This window comes from Clostridium sp. (genome assembly GCF_040797585.1).
Taxonomy (GTDB): Bacteria; Bacillota; Clostridia; order Clostridiales; family Clostridiaceae; genus Clostridium_Z.
Genome location: NZ_JBFNEO010000033.1, coordinates 1 through 18,055 on the forward strand (window position 1 = coordinate 1; position 18,055 = coordinate 18,055).

Here is an 18,055-nt window from a genome sequence, read left to right on the forward strand (position 1 = left end):
GTTTTAAAGGATTTAAATACATGTATAAGTTAAGATTCAAGCTAAAAACCCTATAGATGAAAGATTTTAAAATAGCCTATATAATACTTAAACAAGCATTATATAGGCTTAAAATATAACTTTTATTAAATCCCTCTAGAGAATATTTATTAATACTAAATTACCTCTTCTAAAAAACTATTCCCAAAGGTTAATTTATAATTTTTAACTCTTTAGCAACTTCTATATTAAGTTTTAATACATTTACTCTTTCTTCCCCTAATACCCCCAAGGTTTTTCCTTCCTTTGATTTATCTATAAATGATCTTAGCTTCTCTTCAGATATTCCTGATGCCTTGCTTACTCTATTAATTTGAACCTCTGCTCCCTTAAGAGATATATGAGGATCAAGTCCTGAACCACTACTAGTTATTAAGTCTATTGGAACATCTTCCTTAGATATGGTAGGATTCTCTTTTAATATTTCCTCTAAGGTCTTATCCATTCTTTCCTTTAGTTTTTCGTTAGAAAGGGCTAGGTTTTCTGACCCTGATGCTACTGTTTTTTCATTCACATTTTCTCCCGTATTATATCCCACTGATGAAACTCTCCCCTTAAAAAACTTATCCTCTGTAAAATCTTGTCCTATAATTTCTGATCCTATTTTCTCTCCTTCAGCTGTTATAAAACTTCCATTAGCCTTATTTGATAAAAATACTTGTCCAATTCCTGTTATAAATAAAGGATATAATAATCCGCATATAAACATTAATATAATAGTAAACTTTAAGCATTGTAAAAGCTTCTTCATCACCTTATCCTCCTAAATATTTAATACCTTAAGCATAGGATAAATCATCATATCTATTAATTTTATTCCTAAGAAAGGAACTATAACTCCACCTACCCCATATATAAGAAGGTTCTTTTTAAGAAGCTTTTCTGCCTTCATAGGTACATACTTAACTCCCTTCATAGCTAAAGGTATAAGAGCTGGTATTATTAAGGCATTAAATATTAAAGCAGATATTATAGCACTACTTGGTGTTTTCAATGCCATAATATTTAACACTTCCATATTAGGAATAGCTGCTGCAAATATAGCTGGTATTATAGCAAAATACTTGGCTATATCATTTGATATACTAAAGGTGGTTAAAGCTCCCCTTGTTATTAAGAGCTGCTTTCCTATTTCTACAACCTCTAATATCTTAGTGGGATCTGAATCTAAATCCACCATGTTAGCTGCTTCTTTAGCTGACACTGTTCCACTATTCATAGCTATACCTACATCAGCCTTAGCAAGAGCTGGGGCGTCATTAGTTCCATCTCCTGTCATTGCAACTATTTTTCCATCTTCCTGCTCCTTTTTTATAACCTCTATCTTATCCTCTGGTGTGCATTCAGCTATAAAATCATCTACTCCTGCTTCCTTTGCTATGGTTTCTGCTGTAAGAGGATTATCTCCTGTACACATTATAGTTTTAATCCCCATACTTCTTAGTCTTTCAAATCTCTCCACCAGTCCTGGTTTTACTGTATCCTTAAGATATATAACTCCATAGATCTCATTATCTACTGCTACTGCTAAGGGAGTCCCTCCAGCTTTGGATATATTGTTAACTATATTATCTAAATCCTCTGGTACTATTCCTCCAAGGTCTTTTACAAAAGCTTTTACTGCCTCTGCTGCTCCTTTCCTTATTCTAATCCCATCTTTAAGATTAATACCGCTCATCTTTGTTTGAGCTGTAAACTCTATAAATTCACCCTCTTTATAGTCTTCTTTATTTATGGTAATATCTCTTTTATTACATAACTCTACTACGGATCTTCCTTCTGGGGTTTCATCCTTTAAAGAAGATATTAATGCATATTTAGATATATCCTCTTTGCTATGATTATTAACCTGATAAAATTCATGAGCCATTCTATTTCCATAGGTTATTGTTCCTGTTTTATCTAATATCATTACATCCACATCTCCACAGGCTTCTACTGCTTTACCAGACATAGCTATAACATTAAATCTTGTAACCCTATCCATTCCTGCAATTCCAATAGCTGATAATAACCCTCCAATAGTTGTAGGTATTAAACATACAAGTAATGCTACTAAAGTTGATATAGAAATTTCTATATTTAAATATAAAGCTATAGGATATAAGGTGGATATAACAATTACAAATATTATGGTTAAACTTACAAGTAATGTACTTAAAGCTATCTCATTAGGAGTCTTCTGCCTTTTAGCTCCTTCAACTAAGGTTATCATCTTATCTAAAAAGGATTCCCCTGGCACTGCTGTTATTCTAATCTTTAAGTAATCACTTACAACCCTTGTTCCCCCTGTAACAGAACTAAAATCTCCCCCTGCTTCTTTCATAACTGGAGCAGATTCTCCAGTTATTGCTGACTCATCCACGGAAGCAAGACCTTCTATTACCTCCCCATCATTAGGGATTATATCTCCCACTTCTGCTAAAACAATATCTCCTTTTATAACCTCACTAGAACTTACTATAGTAAAAGTTCCATCACTATTTAAAAGTTTAGCTTTTGTATCTTTTCTTGTTTTTTTCATACTTTCTGCTTGAGCTTTACCTCTTCCTTCTGCTACAGCTTCTGCAAAATTACTAAAAAGCACTGTTAAAAATAGAATTATAGAAACTATAATGTTATACCCTCTTGAAACCTCATTGACTTTAGTAAAAGCTTCCGGATAAAAACTTAAACCCAAAGTTAATAAAAAACATATTTCAACTATAAACATTACAGGATTTTTAATCATGGATTTAGGATTTAATTTTTTAAAGGATTCTACTACTGCATTCTTTAATATGTCATTGGAAATAAATCTATTTCTCTTAATACTCATACAAACCCCTCCTTTCTATAGACCTAAACTTAAGTGTTCTGCAATAGGTCCTAATACTAATGTTGGCAAAAATGTTAAAGCCCCAACTATTAAAATTACTCCAATAAATATAACTCCAAAGGTTCCATTATCTGTTCTAAAGGTTCCATCAGTCTCTATTAAAGTCTTTTTCTTAGCCAAAGATGCAGCTACTGCAAGTAGTATTATCATAGATAAATATCTTCCTATAAACATTACTGCTGCAGTTGATAGGTTCCAAAATGCAGTGTTATCAACTAATCCTTCAAACCCTGACCCATTATTGGCTGCACTAGATGCAAACTGATATACAACCTGGGATACTCCATGATAGGAACCATTACTTATTCCCTCTATTCCCTGGGGTATATTTAAAGCTAAGGCTGATGGTATAAGAATTAATATAGGATGTATAAGAAGAGCTAAGGATAAAAGTTTAATTTCACGAGCTTCTATCTTTTTTCCTAAAAACTCTGGAGTTCTTCCCACCATAAGTCCACAAATAAACACTGTTATTATTGCATACATTATGGTCCCCATAAATCCTACTCCTTTACCTCCAAATACCACATTAAGCATCATATTAAACATGGCAACCATTCCTCCTAAAGGAGTTAATGAATCATGCATATTATTAACAGATCCTGTGGTAAATGCAGTAGTTATTGTAGTAAATAAGGATGACCCTGTTATTCCAAATCTAAGTTCTTTCCCTTCCATATTTCCAAATGAACCATAAGAACTTTCACTTACATAACATATAGCTAGTCCAACTATAAATAGAAGTAATAAAGCTATAAATAATGTCCATCCTTGTCTTTTATTTTTAAGCCCTAAGCCTAGTGCATATATAAAGCTACCTGGTATTACCATCATTGATAGCATCTCAATTACATTACTTAAGGATGTTGGATTTTCAAAAGGATGCGATGAGTTACCACTAAAGAACCCTCCACCATTGGTTCCTATGTGTTTAATAGCCTCTAATGAAGCTACTGGTCCTAAGGCAATAACTTGTTTTTTATTCTCTAAAGTATTTATAACTTCTGCTCCTTTAAGTGTCTGGGGTACTCCTTGAGTAATTAATAATATAGAAACCACTATGGAAAAAGGTATTAGTATTCTAACTATTACTCTAGTCATATCCACAAAAAAGTTTCCAATGCCCCTTTCATCTCTAGCTATAGCTCTCATAAAAGCTCCTGCCACACTAAATCCTGTAGCTGCTGAAGTAAACATTAAAAAAGTTATAACTAACATTTGAGATAGATTTGATAATGCCGTTTCCCCAGCATAGTCCTGAAGATTAGTATTAGTCATAAAGCTTACCACTGTATTTATTGACAAATCCCTAGAAAGAGAACCCACCCCACCAGGGTTTCCTATTAAGTAATTTTGACCTCTCAAAATTAAATAGCCTACTCCCATCATTACAATATTAGATATTAAAATAAGCACTCCATATTTCTTCCATGTACTCTTTTCATTAACATCTATTCCTAAAAATTTATATATAGGTCCTTCAATATACTTAAAAAATTTATCTAATTTGCTTTCTTTAAAAAAAATCACTTTATAAATATATCTTCCACAAACTACACTTAACACTATAAACATTCCAATTACTATTACCATTTGTAGTATATTCATAATAAATAAACCTCCCTTAAATCCCCTTTAAAACCTTTCTGGATATAGCAGTGCATAAAATAAATAACCTAATATTAAAATCACCAAAATCCCTATAAAAATCATTACATTACCTCCCTTGTGATGACTAATATGATTATATTATCCTTAGAGGGAATTTTAAAATTCATCTAATTATTAATTAGAATGTTAATCTACCTATTAATCCTTATTAAAATAAATCATTCATTTTATCCCCATGGAATCTAATAGATTCTTTCCTTTCCTTAAAGTTTCTAAGTTGACTTATGTTTATTTTGAATTAGAATTATATATCTATGGATTAATTTAAGAAAACGTTTTCTAAGATTGACGTAGCATTGATAATAACTTGCAATAGTAACTTAAGATTATACAAATCTATTTGGTTAAATAAAGAATCCCTATGAATCTAATGAATATTCATAGGGATTTTTCAATTATTTTATATTTTTATCTGATTGCTACTAACTGTAATGCCCCATCCTCTTAAAAGGTAGGAGATAAAAGTTAATCGCCCCTAGATTAAATTGACCATTTTATATCATCTCTAAAATGTATCTGTGATAATATAAAAAATGCACCTATGATATCCATAGATGCATCTTTTATATCAGCATAGATATATTTATATAAAAACAAATATATCTATTATTTTTTATATTATGCTAAAGCTATTACTTCTATCTCAACTTTAACATCCTTAGGTAATCTAGCAACCTCTACACAGCTTCTTGCTGGGAATGGCTCTGCAAAGAATGTAGAATAAACTTCATTTATAGCTGCGAAGTCATTCATATCCTTTATAAATACTGTAGTCTTAACTACCTTATTCATAGTTGTTCCAGCTTCTTCTAATATAGCCTTAACGTTTGCTAAAGATTGTCTAGCTTGCTCTTTTACATCATCAGAAACGTTTCCTGTTGCAGGATCTACTGGAAGTTGACCTGAAGTGTAAACTAACTCACCTATCTTTATTGCTTGAGAATATGGTCCTATAGCTCCTGGTGCGTTTTTTGTTGATATTACTAATTTTTCCATGTTACAATACCCCCTGTAATGTATGTATATATTTATATAATTTTATTATTAGGCTTATAAAAGACCTAATTAGCTTCTATAATAGTTTATTTCGTTTCATAATAAGTGTATAAATCTTATTTATCTATCTAAATATAATCTCAATTTATTTCACCTTTTTACACAAAATATACTCTCACTAATTATTTCCTCCAAATACCCTATTACAATTATAATACTATCTATGGTTTCTTTACAATAGAACCTAAGATAATTTTGTAAAAGTTAACATATTTCTTAAATAATATTGTGAAATTAAACAATATTTCAGATATATACTACATAAAATTTATACGAAATACAGACTTATCCATTTTTTTACTTTTATTCTATGGAAAATGAAGCTTTTATCAGATAATAGAACCTATTCATTTTACATTTATTGGATTGAATTTAAATGAAGGTTGAAAATCTCATTAATATGAATTAAACTTAGTAAGTGATATTTTTTTGTAAACTTCATAAGGGATGAATTTTGTAAATATCTCAAAATTACCCTTAAGTGAAAAAATTGAAAAGGAGCTACAGTCATTGTTTAAAGATTTTAAAGGTAAAAACCTAAGTACGGAAATATTAGTATCTTATACTAAAAATGAACTTGATGAAATAAGAAGATATTACTCAATTCAAGGTGCAAGCTCCTTAAAAAAAGCTGATCTTGCAACAAAGATTTCAGAATATATTAAGGATAACCTTAAAATCATCTTCTTAAATTATCTAAATATTGAAGAGTTATATTTAATAAAAAAAGCTCTATATAATGAGGGTATATATAATTATGATAAAAATAATACACATATACTAAAAGCTTTAAAAACTCTAGGCTTAGCCTTTCCCTCTTTAATAAATAATGAAAAGGCTATAATTATTCCTACTGATTATTTATTGGGCATTAAAAATTTATTAGAAGATTCTAAAACTGAAGAAATAATAATACTTAATAATAAAGCTTTAAGTCTTGTTAAAGGCTCTCTTTATCATTATGGTGTTATAAGTTTTGATGATATAAGCAACGTATTGACTAACAACTTTAGTATTAATATGGACAAGTCTTCCTTAAAGACATTTTTAGATAACTATTCTAAAAGATATAGTGATTTAAAAATTAAAGAAAATTTATTATGTCATAATGGAATATTTAATATTGAATCTTTATGGAATGAGCAAGAGAAAAAATCCTCTCTTTCCTATAAGCCTTTAGATATAAAAGAAGTATTAATTTCCAGTGAAGAAGGTTCTAACTCTTGGAACTATTATGAGAATAAATTCTACACATATTTATGTTCTAATATAGAATTACCTGAAAAAGATATTGAGAATGTAGTTAATAGATGTATAATATGGGTTAAGAATAGCTTTAATCTTCCAACTATATTAAATTATCTTAATACATACCTTCATTTTAGAAACGAAGGTGAAATGGTTCTAGTTACTCCATATATAAAAGATTTAATGAATAACTCTTCTTTATGGATATTAAAGGGCTATAGCAATAATGATATATATAATATATCATCAAACTCTACCATGGCTTTATCCAATAAGATAGGTAGAAATGACCCTTGCCCTTGTGGTAGCGGTAAAAAATATAAGAAATGTTGTAGTAATTAAATCCTTATATTAAATAGTACTTAATATATAAGTTATATATTACTTATATATATAATAAGACTTTATTACTAAATACATCCTAGATTTAGTAATAAAGTCTTATTTTAATGTACTCTAATTTACCCCTCTTAATGCTTACACTAATCTATCTGATGTCTATAAGCTTTAACGCCCCCATATTCTTGAAAAGGTGGAGATGTTACAGTTGCTACGCCCCTAGATTAACTCATCTAACCTTCTGATGATTGAGAAAACACCACCCGAAGGAAGATTCCTTCTATTCTTGTCTTTCAAACCCTAAATATCTTGTTCCTTGAAATTTTAACTTTCCGTAGTCTCCTTCACTTAAGAGACCATACTCTATCCCCTTAATTGAGAACTCTATTCTATCTCCACTTTCTACTTGAAAAGTTACATAATAGCTGGTTGCTGTAGTATTATGAGCTATGTCTCCATTATTATGATTTCTATGATTTACATCTAACCTTTTTGAAACTACAGTTCCATATACTATAAGTACCGGTTGATTGTTATTATAATTCCATTGCTTTATCCCCTTAGTTATGACTATAACGGCAATTAAAAGAAATGCTATGCAGAATACTGAGAAAATAAAATTAAAAATACTATAACCTATTCCAAAAGTAAATATATCATTGAACATATCCCAATTACTCCTAATATATTAATTCTTGTTATATTATATACATATGTTTACTTCTAGTTCACATCATTTCATAGTTTAATGAAACTCTCTATAAATTTAACTTTTATCTGATGACTATAAGCTTTGACACCCTCGTTCTCTTAAAAGGTGATGGATAATACCTCTAGATTAACTCATCTAACCTTTAGCTGGTGGAAAAAACAGCATATAAAGGAAGATTGGTTCTATATTACTATATAAAAATATCCCCTAAAATCTTTACTAAAAAAATCTTAGGGGATAACCTTATATAATCACAAATTCCTCACTAATATACCCTGTTCTTATTCCAGAATAGGTGTTATATTTCACCTTATACCACCCATTATTATTAGAAATCACATTAACTTCTTGTCCACTTACAACATATCCTTCAATTAAATTCTTTAAGGATGGCCCTTTTCTAACATTAACATTAGTTTCTACTTTTTTTATTTTTCCCTTAGTATTTACTAAGGAATCTTTCTCTTTAACATAATTCCCATTGGATATTGAAGCCTTAAAATATGTCCATGCCCCTGGATAATCCTTCATCATAATCTTCGGACAAACCTTCCCTGTTACATCGTGATGTCTTATAACATTTTCTGCTGGTATGTTGTGCTTTTCCATTAAATATTTAGTAAGTTCTATTCCATTTTTCAAAGTTTTATTAAAGTCATTGTCCTTATTTACGCAAAGTTCTATAGCTATAGAATTCCTATTACCTACAGATGAGTTTTTTCCATCTCCAGCATGCCATCCAAGCCAGTTATCTTCTAACGCTTGTACAATATTTCCTTCATCAACCACATAATGAGCTGAAGCTTTAGCATGATTGTGATTTGCAAAATAATCTCTATTTGCCTTTGCATTTGCTCCCTTGTCTCTGTTGTCTGTATCATGAATAACTATGTATGAAGGAGATGTGTAAACACCTTTAGAGTAGTTTTTACTTATAAGATCTTTTTTAATTTTTATGCCATTTATAGTAGCACTCTCTCTTCTCTCTTCATTGATAGCTGATACCTGTGTGTTATTTGTCCTAGCCTCTACATTTACGCCTGGTATAAAAGTAGTTGCAGCTATAGCCGCTGTTATAATTTTTATTTTTCTTCTTTTCACAATTACCTCCTAAAATAAATTTTTTAAAGAGAATAGGTAATAATTGGAATTTATATATAATATACTATACTATTTATCTCTTTTTATCAAATTTATTTTAGGTGTTTATAAGAAAATATTTTCCTATACCTTGGATTATATAAAAAATCTTAGCTAATGCTTTTTAATTTCTATGATATGGAAATTAAAGCTTCCTCTCTGCTATTAAATAAAGCATTCTGTCCTATTAAATCTATAAATCCCATGGACTTTAAAACTTTCTCTGGCTGCTCTTGTACTCCTACAAGTAATAATTTAACCTTATGCTTTTCACACCTCTTCTTCACTCTCTCCAGTGCGTCTAAAGCTGTTGAATCTATGGCATTGGCATTTTTCATATCTAATATAAGAATTTCATGGTTGGAATTTATCTCCTGCATTGTTTCCATAAACTTATTAACTACTCCAAAGAAAAATGGTCCATTTATTTCATATAACAGTACATTATCGCCTAAAGATTCTTCTCTTATATTTTCATCTTCATCATGTTCATCTACTTTTATGGTTTCTATTTTAGTGGTATCTGCTACTCTTTTCATAAATAAGAACATAGCTAAGATCATACCAACTTCAATTGCTATAACTAAGTCAAATACTATTGTTAAAAAGAAGGTTAAAAGTAATATTATTACATCACTTTTAGGCGCCTTTAAAAGAGAAGAAAACACCTTCCATTCTCCCATATTGTAAGAAACAATTATAAGTATAGCTGCTAAGGTAGTCATTGGTATAAGTTTTGCGAAGGGCATAAATAGTATCATAATTAAAAATAAAGTTATAGCATGTACAATTCCAGCTATAGGAGTTCTTCCCCCACTTTTTACATTAGCCGCGGTTCTTGCTATTGCACCTGTTGCTGGTATTCCTCCAAATAATCCTGAAGCTATGTTACCAATACCTTGAGCTATAAGTTCCATATTAGAATCATGCTTTCCACCTATCATACCATCTGCTACAACTGCTGAAAGTAGTGACTCTATTGCAGCTAAAATAGCAATAGTCATGGCAGGACTAATTAAATTTTTTATAGTATTTAAATCTATATTTGGTATTGAGGGCATGGGAATAGAGGAAGATATTTCACTATACATACTTCCTATGGTATCAACTGGTAGATTAAATATTTTAACTACTAAAGTAGCTATAATTAAAGCAATTAAAGATCCTGGTATGGTTTTATTTATTTTAGGCCATAGGATCATTATAGCTAAAGACCCAGCTCCTACTAAAAAAGTAGTTAAGCTAAAAGTATTCATATGTTTTATATATTCACTCCACTTTGGAATAAACTCCGCTGGTACATTTGCAATATCTAATCCTAGAAAATCCTTCACTTGGGTTGAAAGAAGGGTTATGGCTATTCCTGCAGTAAATCCTACAGTTATAGGATGGGGAACAAACTTTATTATACTTCCAAGCTTTAAAACTCCAAAAATAACAAGGATAATTCCAGCCATAATTGTAGATATTATAAGACCTTCTATACCATAGTTTTCAATAATTCCATAAACAATAACTACAAAGGCTCCTGTAGGACCCCCTATTTGTACCCTACTCCCTCCAAGTAATGAGATAAAAAAACCTGCAATTATTGCTGTTATAAGTCCCTTTTCTGGTGATACCCCTGAAGAAATTCCAAGAGCTACTGATAATGGTAATGCTATAATGGCAACTATTATTCCAGCTACTATATCTTTTAGTATCCTTTCCTTAGTAATCTCCTTTCTCTTTAAAATTTTTAATAGTTTAGGTTCCATTTTAATCACTCCTAAATTAATTTTACCCCATATAAAATCATACATTTTATTAATACAACAGTCAAATTATTAACTTTTATTTCATTTTTATTGAATAAGAGTATACAGTTACAATAATCAGTTTGTGAGCACATTATTAGATAAAAGTTACTTCACTTTTTTAAAATGAAACAAAGGGCTGTGGCATTAAGAAATCTAACTAGAATATGTTGTCTTAGAATTTAAAAATCTAATACAATTTATTCTAGTTTTTATTCTTTGTGCCACAGCCCCTAAAAAAATACCTTCTGATATTATAGATATGCTATATACCAACCATAAATTAAATGCTCTTGATACACCTTATTGTACTTGTATGCAACGAAAGAATGGTAAATGTAGTTATGCTAAACAACCACCTTGTTTAACTTGTAATAACGGAAGTCCTTGTAAAGACTTATGTGTTGGAGCATTTGAAGGTGATACTATTAAGTATGAGATACTAATAAACTCAACTAAAACTATGATTGAAAATGCTAAAATGTATAATAGAACTGAAATGGTAAGTGAAAATGAAGAGTTACTAAAAAACACTATATGACAACAAATAAATTAGGGAGCGTATAGAAATACTTAGACATCAACACTCACAAGTTCCTACCCCACCACAAGTTAAAAGAGAAATGACTGATAACAACAAAAATGCTAGTATTGCAAGTTTAAAAAGAAAAATTAAAAGACTTGAAGAACAACTTAAAGTTAATTATGCAGGAATTTACAAGCAATTATAATAAATTGAAAATTATGGTATAATCAAGCGTAGAAACTAATTTACAATAGTAGATAATTACGAATTATATAATAAGAGGGGGTATTAAATGGACTTTCAACATGAATCATATATAGTTCTTGATTTACCAGACCCAGTAAAAGAGAAAATATATGATATTAGAAACTATCACAAAGATAAATTGAGGGCTTCTTTGCCAGTAGAAATAACTTTGGCTGGGTCGAGTGGCGTTGGGGTAATTGAACCTGGACAAGATAAAGAGTTTGTTTTTAATACAATAAAAAATATAGCTATGAAGACAGCTCCAATACAGGCTTCATTTAAAGAGGTTTTAAGATTTCCTGGAACAGACCTATTTGTATTCACTCTAAAAGATGAAGAGAAATTTAGATTGCTTCATGAGGAAATAATAAAATCTGGTATTAAGTTTAAGTCTAATAATTTTCCATATAAGCCTCATTGCACTTTAAGAAGTAGAACTCCTATAAACGAGAATGAGGTTAAAGAAATTATGTCAACAAGATTATCAGATGAATTCGTATTAGACACTATTTCAATTTACATGGTTGATAAAATCCCTTTAAGTAGACTATATACTGTTAAACTTTTTGGGAATTAGTATAATTATAAAGACGCATCATTAGATTATTATGAATCAAAGTCCAGCGAATTATTTGCTGGACTTTGTTAAGATTACATACTATATATATATAATATATAAAGATTAGATTTTTAGTATATTTTTTAAATTTACTTTTGATAAACTTACTCACAGCATAAAACTAAAACATAAATTGAAATTGAAAACCACTAGAGTTTATTATTCTAATCTTCTAAATCGATTTTATATGGATATACTTCATCTGGCTCTTTTCCAAGTTTTCCCGCGAAGGCTCCAGCATCTATTTCTTTAAACACTTTTCCCTCTTTATATACCTTCATATTTAGTACTTGATTATTCTCATTAATTAAAAAATCTGCTTTATAAGTACTTCCGTCATCTAAGGTTACTTTTCCTTGTTTCCATGGCATAACAATCACTCCTTCACATATATTTATTAAAAGGCTTATTGCTTTCTACATTATTTTATCCCCAAAGAAAAATAATAACCTGTACAATTAGATGATAAATCTCCTTAAAATATTTATTTTTACATTTTTTTCATAATAAATTTTTAATATTATAAATCCTATGCATATATGTTTTCCACAGATATCAATTCTTTTTCATCAAAAGTTAATAAGAATATATATGGCATTTTTATTGCTTTCCAGAATTCAAAATCATATTTTTTATCAAAATAATTTAATATCATCCCTAAAAAAGTACCATGAGTTCCAATCACAATAGACTTCCCTTTATTTTCATCTATAATTTTATATAATGCTTTTATTCCTCTTTCTTGAACTTGTCTTAAGCTCTCTCCGCCTTCTAAAGAGTACTCAAAGTCTTCCCACTGTTTCATAGAAAATCCCTTAAAATCTTCTATAAATTCATTACATACTTTCCTCTCTCTAAGATCATCTATTGTGCTTATATTTAACTCCCTAATTAAAGCTAACTCCTTTATAGTATTAATTGCTCTTATATATGGACTAGAATAAACCTTATGTATCTCATGATCCTTTAGAACATCTTTAATCTTTTTAACGTCTTCAATTCCTTCTTCTGATAGTTCTCTACTATAATCATCCTCTGTATAATTAATCTTCCCATGCCTTATAAAGTAAATCTTAGTCATAATTCCTCCTTAACTCCCTGTATATATTTCATACTATTTATAATACTTAATATATATTATCTATAAAGCTAAAGTAAATATAATATTAGCTAGAATCCTTATTATTTAAATACGAAAAACTCCTCATAGGAATTAAACAGAAATTCTAATTCCTATGAGGAGTATACAACTTTATATTATTATTTTAATGTTAATTCTTTAAGTAATTCTAAAAATTCCGTTTCTACTTCCTGCATATCTCTTAAACTTAAATCATAGTTTGTAGATACATCCTGCTCAGTCTTATGCATACTTTCTGTGGTTAATAAATTTCTAAGTTCATAACTAAGAATTATATCATCAACCTTTGACATTTCATTAAATTCTTCCTCTGTAAGCTCTAAACCATAAGATTTATATATTAAGCTCTGAAGCTTATCTTCTATTTCTCTATATGAATCTAAATACACCTTTACTGGTCTTGTAATATCAGATATGTACGCCTCTGACCCATCATGAAGAAGACAGGCAAGTTGAACTCTTTTTGAAAACCCTAAAGCCTTTGCTTCCCTTGCACAGTATATAGAGTGTTGAGCTACGCTATAAAAATGTTTATAATGGCCATTACCTCTACAAAGCATAGATAATGAATGGCTTATATCCTTATCCTTTATCTCTTCTCTTCTAGGATCTAAGGGATAAAACTTTGTTCCTGTATATGTAACTATGTAATTTCCTCTGTCCATAAGATCACCTTCCTTGATTATAATAATATATTTAAAAGAATTTAATTAGAAAGTCCTTCTTAACACATTTAATCTTTTAGAAGAAACCTAATCTAACTAAACTATGAGACTTAGTTAAAATAATATCTTCTAAGTAATAAGGGTAAAATATATTAGGAAAATTAAATAATTAAATTTTAAAATATATTATCTTTTGTTTAATATTTCTTCTTTTTTAATTATAACATTTATTTATGTAATATAGGGTTTTTAACTAAAAACTTATCTTATCTGATGGCTAGTAACTGTAACACCCATCTCCTCTTAAAGGATAGGGGATAACAGTTACTACGCCCCTAGATTAACTCATCTAACCTTCATATGGTGGAAAGAAACACCACCTGAAGGAAGATTCGTTCTATAAATCCTTAAAATCTAAGACTTTTAAAGGTTCATCTTCAAGTATAGGTTAATATTCAAACTTAAAAGACTATACCTTTATTTAAAATTCCTTAAGTATAAAAGTATTATTCATGAAAAATATTATTAAAATTATTAATTCCTATAAATTTTAATAATTTTAATTCAATTTAAAATATATATCTTGAACTTTTATGTTTATTATCTTATTATGAACATAAAAAACATAAGAATAAGGGGGCTTAGCTATGGATGTAGATAAAATTCTTCATCTTGCTGCCTATGCTGGAGAAATAATGCTTGAAAGTGGCGGAGAAAACTATAGAGTTGAGGAGACCATGTGTAAAATATGTAACGCCTATGGACTTTATAACATTCAATCCTTAGTTATTCCTAAAGGCATAATAATTTCAACTCAAGTTCCTAATCTTCCAACTCATACTGTGGTAAAAAAAGTAGAAAGAAGAACTTGGGATCTTGAAAAGGTAGCTAAAGTAAATAACTTATCTAGATCTCTTCAAAATAAAAATTACTCTATAGATGAGGTAAATAATGAATTAAATATTATAAGTAATACAAAAGGATATAGTGGTCTTATAAGGACATTATCAGGAGCTGTAGCTGCTGCATGCTTCTCTGTGTTATTTGGAAGTAACCTAAAGGATTTTATATGCACTTTTTTCATAGGTATATTTGTAAGTATATTTGGGTATGTTGGAGCCTTATTATCCATAAATGGATTCTTCATGAATGCTCTAAGTGGTGCCCTTGGTGCCCTTCTGGCTATAATTTCTGTAGAACTTGGCTTTGGAGATCATGTAGATAAGGTAACCATAGGATCTATAATGCTTTTAGTTCCTGGACTTGTTATAACTAATGCCATAAGAGACACAATATCTGGCGATTTACTTTCTGGTTTAACAAGGGGTGCTGAAGCTTTTCTTATTGCTATATCCATAGCTATGGGAACAGGACTTGTATTTACTATATGGATAAACTTTTTAGGGGGTATATAGTGTGTTTATAGAAACTCTAGCTGCTGCTGTTGGTACCTTAGCAATAGCAATAATATTTAATATCCGTGGAAAAAATCTAATTATAGCCTCCATAGGTGGAGCTCTTGGCTGGCTATTCTATAGTATCTTTCTATTCTATGGACTTACTAAGGTTAGTTCCTTATTTATTGCTTCTTTAATAATAAGCATATACTCTGAAATCTGTGCAAGAGTATATAAAACCCCTGTTACAACTTTTATAATATCTGCCCTCATTCCTTTAGTCCCTGGTGGTGCTATGTATTATACTATGTATGAAGCTGTAAATGGTAATGCAAGTACTGCTCTTTATATGACTATGGATACCTTAGCCAGTGCAGGGACTTTAGCCTTTGGAATAATCGTTGTATCTACTATACTTAAAATCTTTTTATCCGCAAAAAAACTTATAAAGTCCACTAATCTAAAAAAGCTTATTATGGATTTTAAAAATAAATAATTCTCTTTAGGAAAGACACCTATATGTATAGATATATCACATGATATTTGAAACTAAACTTCAATCTATCATAATCTACGGTTTATTCAAAGATTGAGTCTTAGAAAAGGTATATCTATATATACCTTTTCTAAGACTCAATCTTTTAAAAATCTTTCACTATTAAAATAAACCCTAGGAAAATTTACTTAGTTTCAATAAATTTTCCTAGGGTTTTTCTATAAATACACTAAATAGTAATTAAAACTAAACCACTGGTTACTATTATTTAAATTATATTCAAAGATTGAATTTTAAAATGGTATATATAAAGATAAACCACATAATAATTAAAATTAGATAACCAACTACCATTATTTAAGACATATTCAAAGGTTGAGTTTTGAGATGGTTTATAAATATGATTAAATATCATATAATATTTCTCTACTTCTTCATTTCTAGTTTTTCTACTACTTCTTTAAACTGTGGAAGATAATCCTTATGTGCCACTAATAATTCATCTAAAACTATTTTAGCCATTTTATCTGAAGGTATTAATGGATTTATAATAAGTGCTACTAAGGCTTTATTATAATCTCCTGTAACAGCAGCTTCTATAACCAACCTTTCAAAGGATTTAATTTGCTGGATTAACCCATTAACCTGTATCTCCATTTCTCCAACCTGTATAGGTTTTGGTCCTTCCTTAGTTATAATGCAACTAACCTCTACAGAGGAATTTTCATCTATCCCCTTTATTGTTCCATTATTTCTAATATCCACTGTTTGTATATCCTGCCTATCATTATATATAGAACTTATAAGCCTGCATGCTGCATCGCTATAGTAAGTCCCTCCTCTCTTTTCTAATTGAGGAGGCTTAATGTTAAGATTTTCATCTTTATATAAGTTAAATAAATCATCTTCTAATCTTTTAACTACTTCTGCTCTAGTTTCCCCTTTTGAAAACTCCCTTAATTCATCTTCTAACATTTCTTTTGTCTGGAAATAGTATTTATGATAAGGACAAGGTATTAGATTAAGTCCTTTAATAAACTCTGGCATCCAATTAAAATCTTCAATGTTCTTAACTACTCCTCCCATTTCTCCATTAGATATTTTATTTATAACTTCTTTTGTAACATCTATTCCATCCTTATAAACCTTTCTTCCAAATACCATATGATTAAGCCCTGCAAAATCTATTCTTATTCTACTATGGTCCACATATAAAAGTTTTGCAGTGGCCATTTCCATTCCTATTGGAACATTACAAAGTCCTATTACATTTTTATTTTTTCCATATCTTAAAATTGCCTCTGTAACTATTCCTGCTGGATTAGTAAAATTTATAAGCCAGGCATTAGGACAAAGTTCTGACATATCCTTATCTATATCTAATATAACTGGTATGGTTCTAAAAGCCTTAAACATTCCACCAGCTCCATTGGTTTCTTGTCCTATTAATCCATGACTTAGAGGTATTCTCTCATCCTTTATCCTTGCATCTAAAAGTCCAACTCTAAGTTGAGTAGTTACAAAGTCAGCATCTTTTAAGGCTTGTCTTCTATCCAAAGTTGTGTATATCTCCATAGGAATCCCCGCTTTTTCTACCATTCTCTTTGAGAGATCTCCAACTATATTAAGTTTTTCTTCCCCTTCTTTTATATCCACAAGCCAAAGTTCTCTAACTGGAAGCTCCTTATATCTTTTTATAAATCCTTCCACAAGCTCTGGTGTATAGCTTGACCCTCCTCCTATGGTTACAATCTTTAATCCCTCCACAATTAATTCCTCCTTATATAAAAATATAATGATTAAAGTAGATACTTATTTTCTTATATGGAAAATATTCACTTTTTATACTTATATATCATACTATAAGTGTATAAACTATGATAGGAAGGGTGTATTATGAGTATTTTTCGTGATTTTAATTTTATAGGCGTAAATCCAAACCTTGGAAATAGAGGCCTTAATAAAAAAGATATATCCAATAAAATTTTTTGTTACTTAAGCACAACTTCTATTACTACACTTACTCCTACTCCTACTAATACTTCTACTAATAACACAACTAATACTAACACTAATCCCAATTCAT

The 18,055-nt window shown here is 29.7% G+C and carries 18 protein-coding genes; 6 read left to right on the forward strand and 12 right to left on the reverse strand.

All coding sequences use genetic code 11. The annotated features are described in order from the left end of the window. Positions 1-190 precede the first annotated feature (190 nt). The 5 genes from kdpC to AB2369_RS03805 all read right to left on the reverse strand — a co-directional run bounded on the left by kdpC (position 191) and on the right by AB2369_RS03805 (position 5,584). Entirely contained in the window at positions 191-790 is a 600-nt protein-coding gene (gene kdpC, locus AB2369_RS03785) for a potassium-transporting ATPase subunit KdpC (protein WP_367665143.1), read from the reverse strand. A 12-nt stretch (positions 791-802) separates the two neighbouring features. After that, positions 803-2,857, reverse strand: a complete 2,055-nt coding sequence (gene kdpB / locus AB2369_RS03790) for a potassium-transporting ATPase subunit KdpB (protein WP_367665144.1) — start codon at positions 2,855-2,857, stop codon at positions 803-805. Positions 2,858-2,872: 15 nt separating this feature from the next. Further along, positions 2,873-4,525: a potassium-transporting ATPase subunit KdpA gene (gene kdpA, locus AB2369_RS03795; RefSeq protein ID WP_367665145.1), complete on the reverse strand. Its 1,653-nt coding sequence runs from the start codon at positions 4,523-4,525 to the stop codon at positions 2,873-2,875. Between the two features lie 27 nt (positions 4,526-4,552). Next, positions 4,553-4,630, reverse strand: a complete 78-nt coding sequence (kdpF, locus tag AB2369_RS03800; RefSeq protein ID WP_367665159.1) for a K(+)-transporting ATPase subunit F — start codon at positions 4,628-4,630, stop codon at positions 4,553-4,555. A 576-nt stretch (positions 4,631-5,206) separates the two neighbouring features. After that, positions 5,207-5,584 carry a RidA family protein gene (locus tag AB2369_RS03805; protein ID WP_367665146.1) on the reverse strand — a complete coding sequence of 126 codons (378 nt, stop codon included), beginning with the start codon at positions 5,582-5,584 and terminating at the stop codon, positions 5,207-5,209. Positions 5,585-6,154: 570 nt separating this feature from the next. On the opposite strand from AB2369_RS03805, the gene AB2369_RS03810 reads away from it, so the two are divergent. Next, positions 6,155-7,234, forward strand: a complete 1,080-nt coding sequence (locus tag AB2369_RS03810) for a YecA family protein (protein WP_367665147.1) — start codon at positions 6,155-6,157, stop codon at positions 7,232-7,234. Between the two features lie 277 nt (positions 7,235-7,511). Here AB2369_RS03810 and AB2369_RS03815 read toward each other — a convergent pair whose 3' ends face one another. From AB2369_RS03815 to AB2369_RS03825, 3 genes are all read right to left on the reverse strand, one after another. Then, positions 7,512-7,898, reverse strand: a complete 387-nt coding sequence (locus AB2369_RS03815) for a DUF2500 domain-containing protein (protein ID WP_367665148.1) — start codon at positions 7,896-7,898, stop codon at positions 7,512-7,514. Between the two features lie 288 nt (positions 7,899-8,186). Then, a complete protein-coding gene (locus tag AB2369_RS03820; protein WP_367665149.1) occupies positions 8,187-9,044 on the reverse strand; it encodes an N-acetylmuramoyl-L-alanine amidase in 858 nt (285 codons plus the stop codon). Between the two features lie 170 nt (positions 9,045-9,214). Next, positions 9,215-10,840, reverse strand: coding sequence for a SulP family inorganic anion transporter (locus AB2369_RS03825; protein ID WP_367665150.1), 1,626 nt, complete (start codon positions 10,838-10,840; stop codon positions 9,215-9,217). A gap of 301 nt (positions 10,841-11,141) precedes the next feature. Here AB2369_RS03825 and AB2369_RS03830 point away from each other — a divergent pair, with 301 nt between their 5' ends. After that, positions 11,142-11,420, forward strand: coding sequence for a hypothetical protein (locus tag AB2369_RS03830; RefSeq protein ID WP_367665151.1), 279 nt, complete (start codon positions 11,142-11,144; stop codon positions 11,418-11,420). Between the two features lie 277 nt (positions 11,421-11,697). Beyond that, positions 11,698-12,228, forward strand: a complete 531-nt coding sequence (locus AB2369_RS03835) for a 2'-5' RNA ligase family protein (RefSeq protein ID WP_367665152.1) — start codon at positions 11,698-11,700, stop codon at positions 12,226-12,228. A gap of 206 nt (positions 12,229-12,434) precedes the next feature. Here the strand turns inward: AB2369_RS03835 and AB2369_RS03840 are convergent, their stop codons facing one another. The 3 genes from AB2369_RS03840 to AB2369_RS03850 form a co-directional block, all read right to left on the reverse strand. Then, entirely contained in the window at positions 12,435-12,641 is a 207-nt protein-coding gene (locus AB2369_RS03840; protein ID WP_367665153.1) for a hypothetical protein, read from the reverse strand. A gap of 158 nt (positions 12,642-12,799) precedes the next feature. Next, positions 12,800-13,351, reverse strand: coding sequence for a histidine phosphatase family protein (locus AB2369_RS03845; RefSeq protein WP_367665154.1), 552 nt, complete (start codon positions 13,349-13,351; stop codon positions 12,800-12,802). 179 nt (positions 13,352-13,530) lie between these two features. Next, positions 13,531-14,076, reverse strand: coding sequence for an HD domain-containing protein (locus tag AB2369_RS03850; protein WP_367665155.1), 546 nt, complete (start codon positions 14,074-14,076; stop codon positions 13,531-13,533). A gap of 647 nt (positions 14,077-14,723) precedes the next feature. On the opposite strand from AB2369_RS03850, the gene AB2369_RS03855 reads away from it, so the two are divergent. Both AB2369_RS03855 and AB2369_RS03860 read left to right on the forward strand, forming a co-directional pair. After that, positions 14,724-15,491 (forward strand): threonine/serine exporter family protein, encoded by a 768-nt coding sequence (locus AB2369_RS03855; RefSeq protein WP_367665156.1) that lies wholly within the window; start codon positions 14,724-14,726, stop codon positions 15,489-15,491. Between the two features lies 1 nt (position 15,492). Further along, entirely contained in the window at positions 15,493-15,969 is a 477-nt protein-coding gene (locus AB2369_RS03860; protein ID WP_367665157.1) for a threonine/serine exporter family protein, read from the forward strand. A 426-nt stretch (positions 15,970-16,395) separates the two neighbouring features. On the opposite strand, the gene AB2369_RS03865 is transcribed toward AB2369_RS03860, so the two are convergent. Beyond that, positions 16,396-17,739, reverse strand: coding sequence for a 6-phospho-beta-glucosidase (locus AB2369_RS03865; protein WP_367665160.1), 1,344 nt, complete (start codon positions 17,737-17,739; stop codon positions 16,396-16,398). 126 nt (positions 17,740-17,865) lie between these two features. Here AB2369_RS03865 and AB2369_RS03870 point away from each other — a divergent pair. Then, the coding region (locus tag AB2369_RS03870; protein WP_367665158.1) for a hypothetical protein at positions 17,866-18,055 on the forward strand (190 nt) is incomplete at its 3' end.

Bases quoted from the DNA above. Each gene is read 5' to 3' on its own strand.
- kdpC (WP_367665143.1), bottom strand. From the start codon at position 790: ATGAAGAAGCTTTTACAATGCTTAAAGTTTACTATTATATTAATGTTT.
- kdpB (WP_367665144.1), bottom strand. From the start codon at position 2,857: ATGAGTATTAAGAGAAATAGATTTATTTCCAATGACATATTAAAGAAT.
- kdpA (WP_367665145.1), bottom strand. From the start codon at position 4,525: ATGAATATACTACAAATGGTAATAGTAATTGGAATGTTTATAGTGTTA.
- kdpF (WP_367665159.1), bottom strand. From the start codon at position 4,630: ATGATTTTTATAGGGATTTTGGTGATTTTAATATTAGGTTATTTATTT.
- AB2369_RS03805 (WP_367665146.1), bottom strand. From the start codon at position 5,584: ATGGAAAAATTAGTAATATCAACAAAAAACGCACCAGGAGCTATAGGA.
- AB2369_RS03815 (WP_367665148.1), bottom strand. From the start codon at position 7,898: ATGTTCAATGATATATTTACTTTTGGAATAGGTTATAGTATTTTTAAT.
- AB2369_RS03825 (WP_367665150.1), bottom strand. From the start codon at position 10,840: ATGGAACCTAAACTATTAAAAATTTTAAAGAGAAAGGAGATTACTAAG.
- AB2369_RS03830 (WP_367665151.1), top strand. From the start codon at position 11,142: ATGCTATATACCAACCATAAATTAAATGCTCTTGATACACCTTATTGT.
- AB2369_RS03835 (WP_367665152.1), top strand. From the start codon at position 11,698: ATGGACTTTCAACATGAATCATATATAGTTCTTGATTTACCAGACCCA.
- AB2369_RS03840 (WP_367665153.1), bottom strand. From the start codon at position 12,641: ATGCCATGGAAACAAGGAAAAGTAACCTTAGATGACGGAAGTACTTAT.
- AB2369_RS03845 (WP_367665154.1), bottom strand. From the start codon at position 13,351: ATGACTAAGATTTACTTTATAAGGCATGGGAAGATTAATTATACAGAG.
- AB2369_RS03850 (WP_367665155.1), bottom strand. From the start codon at position 14,076: ATGGACAGAGGAAATTACATAGTTACATATACAGGAACAAAGTTTTAT.
- AB2369_RS03855 (WP_367665156.1), top strand. From the start codon at position 14,724: ATGGATGTAGATAAAATTCTTCATCTTGCTGCCTATGCTGGAGAAATA.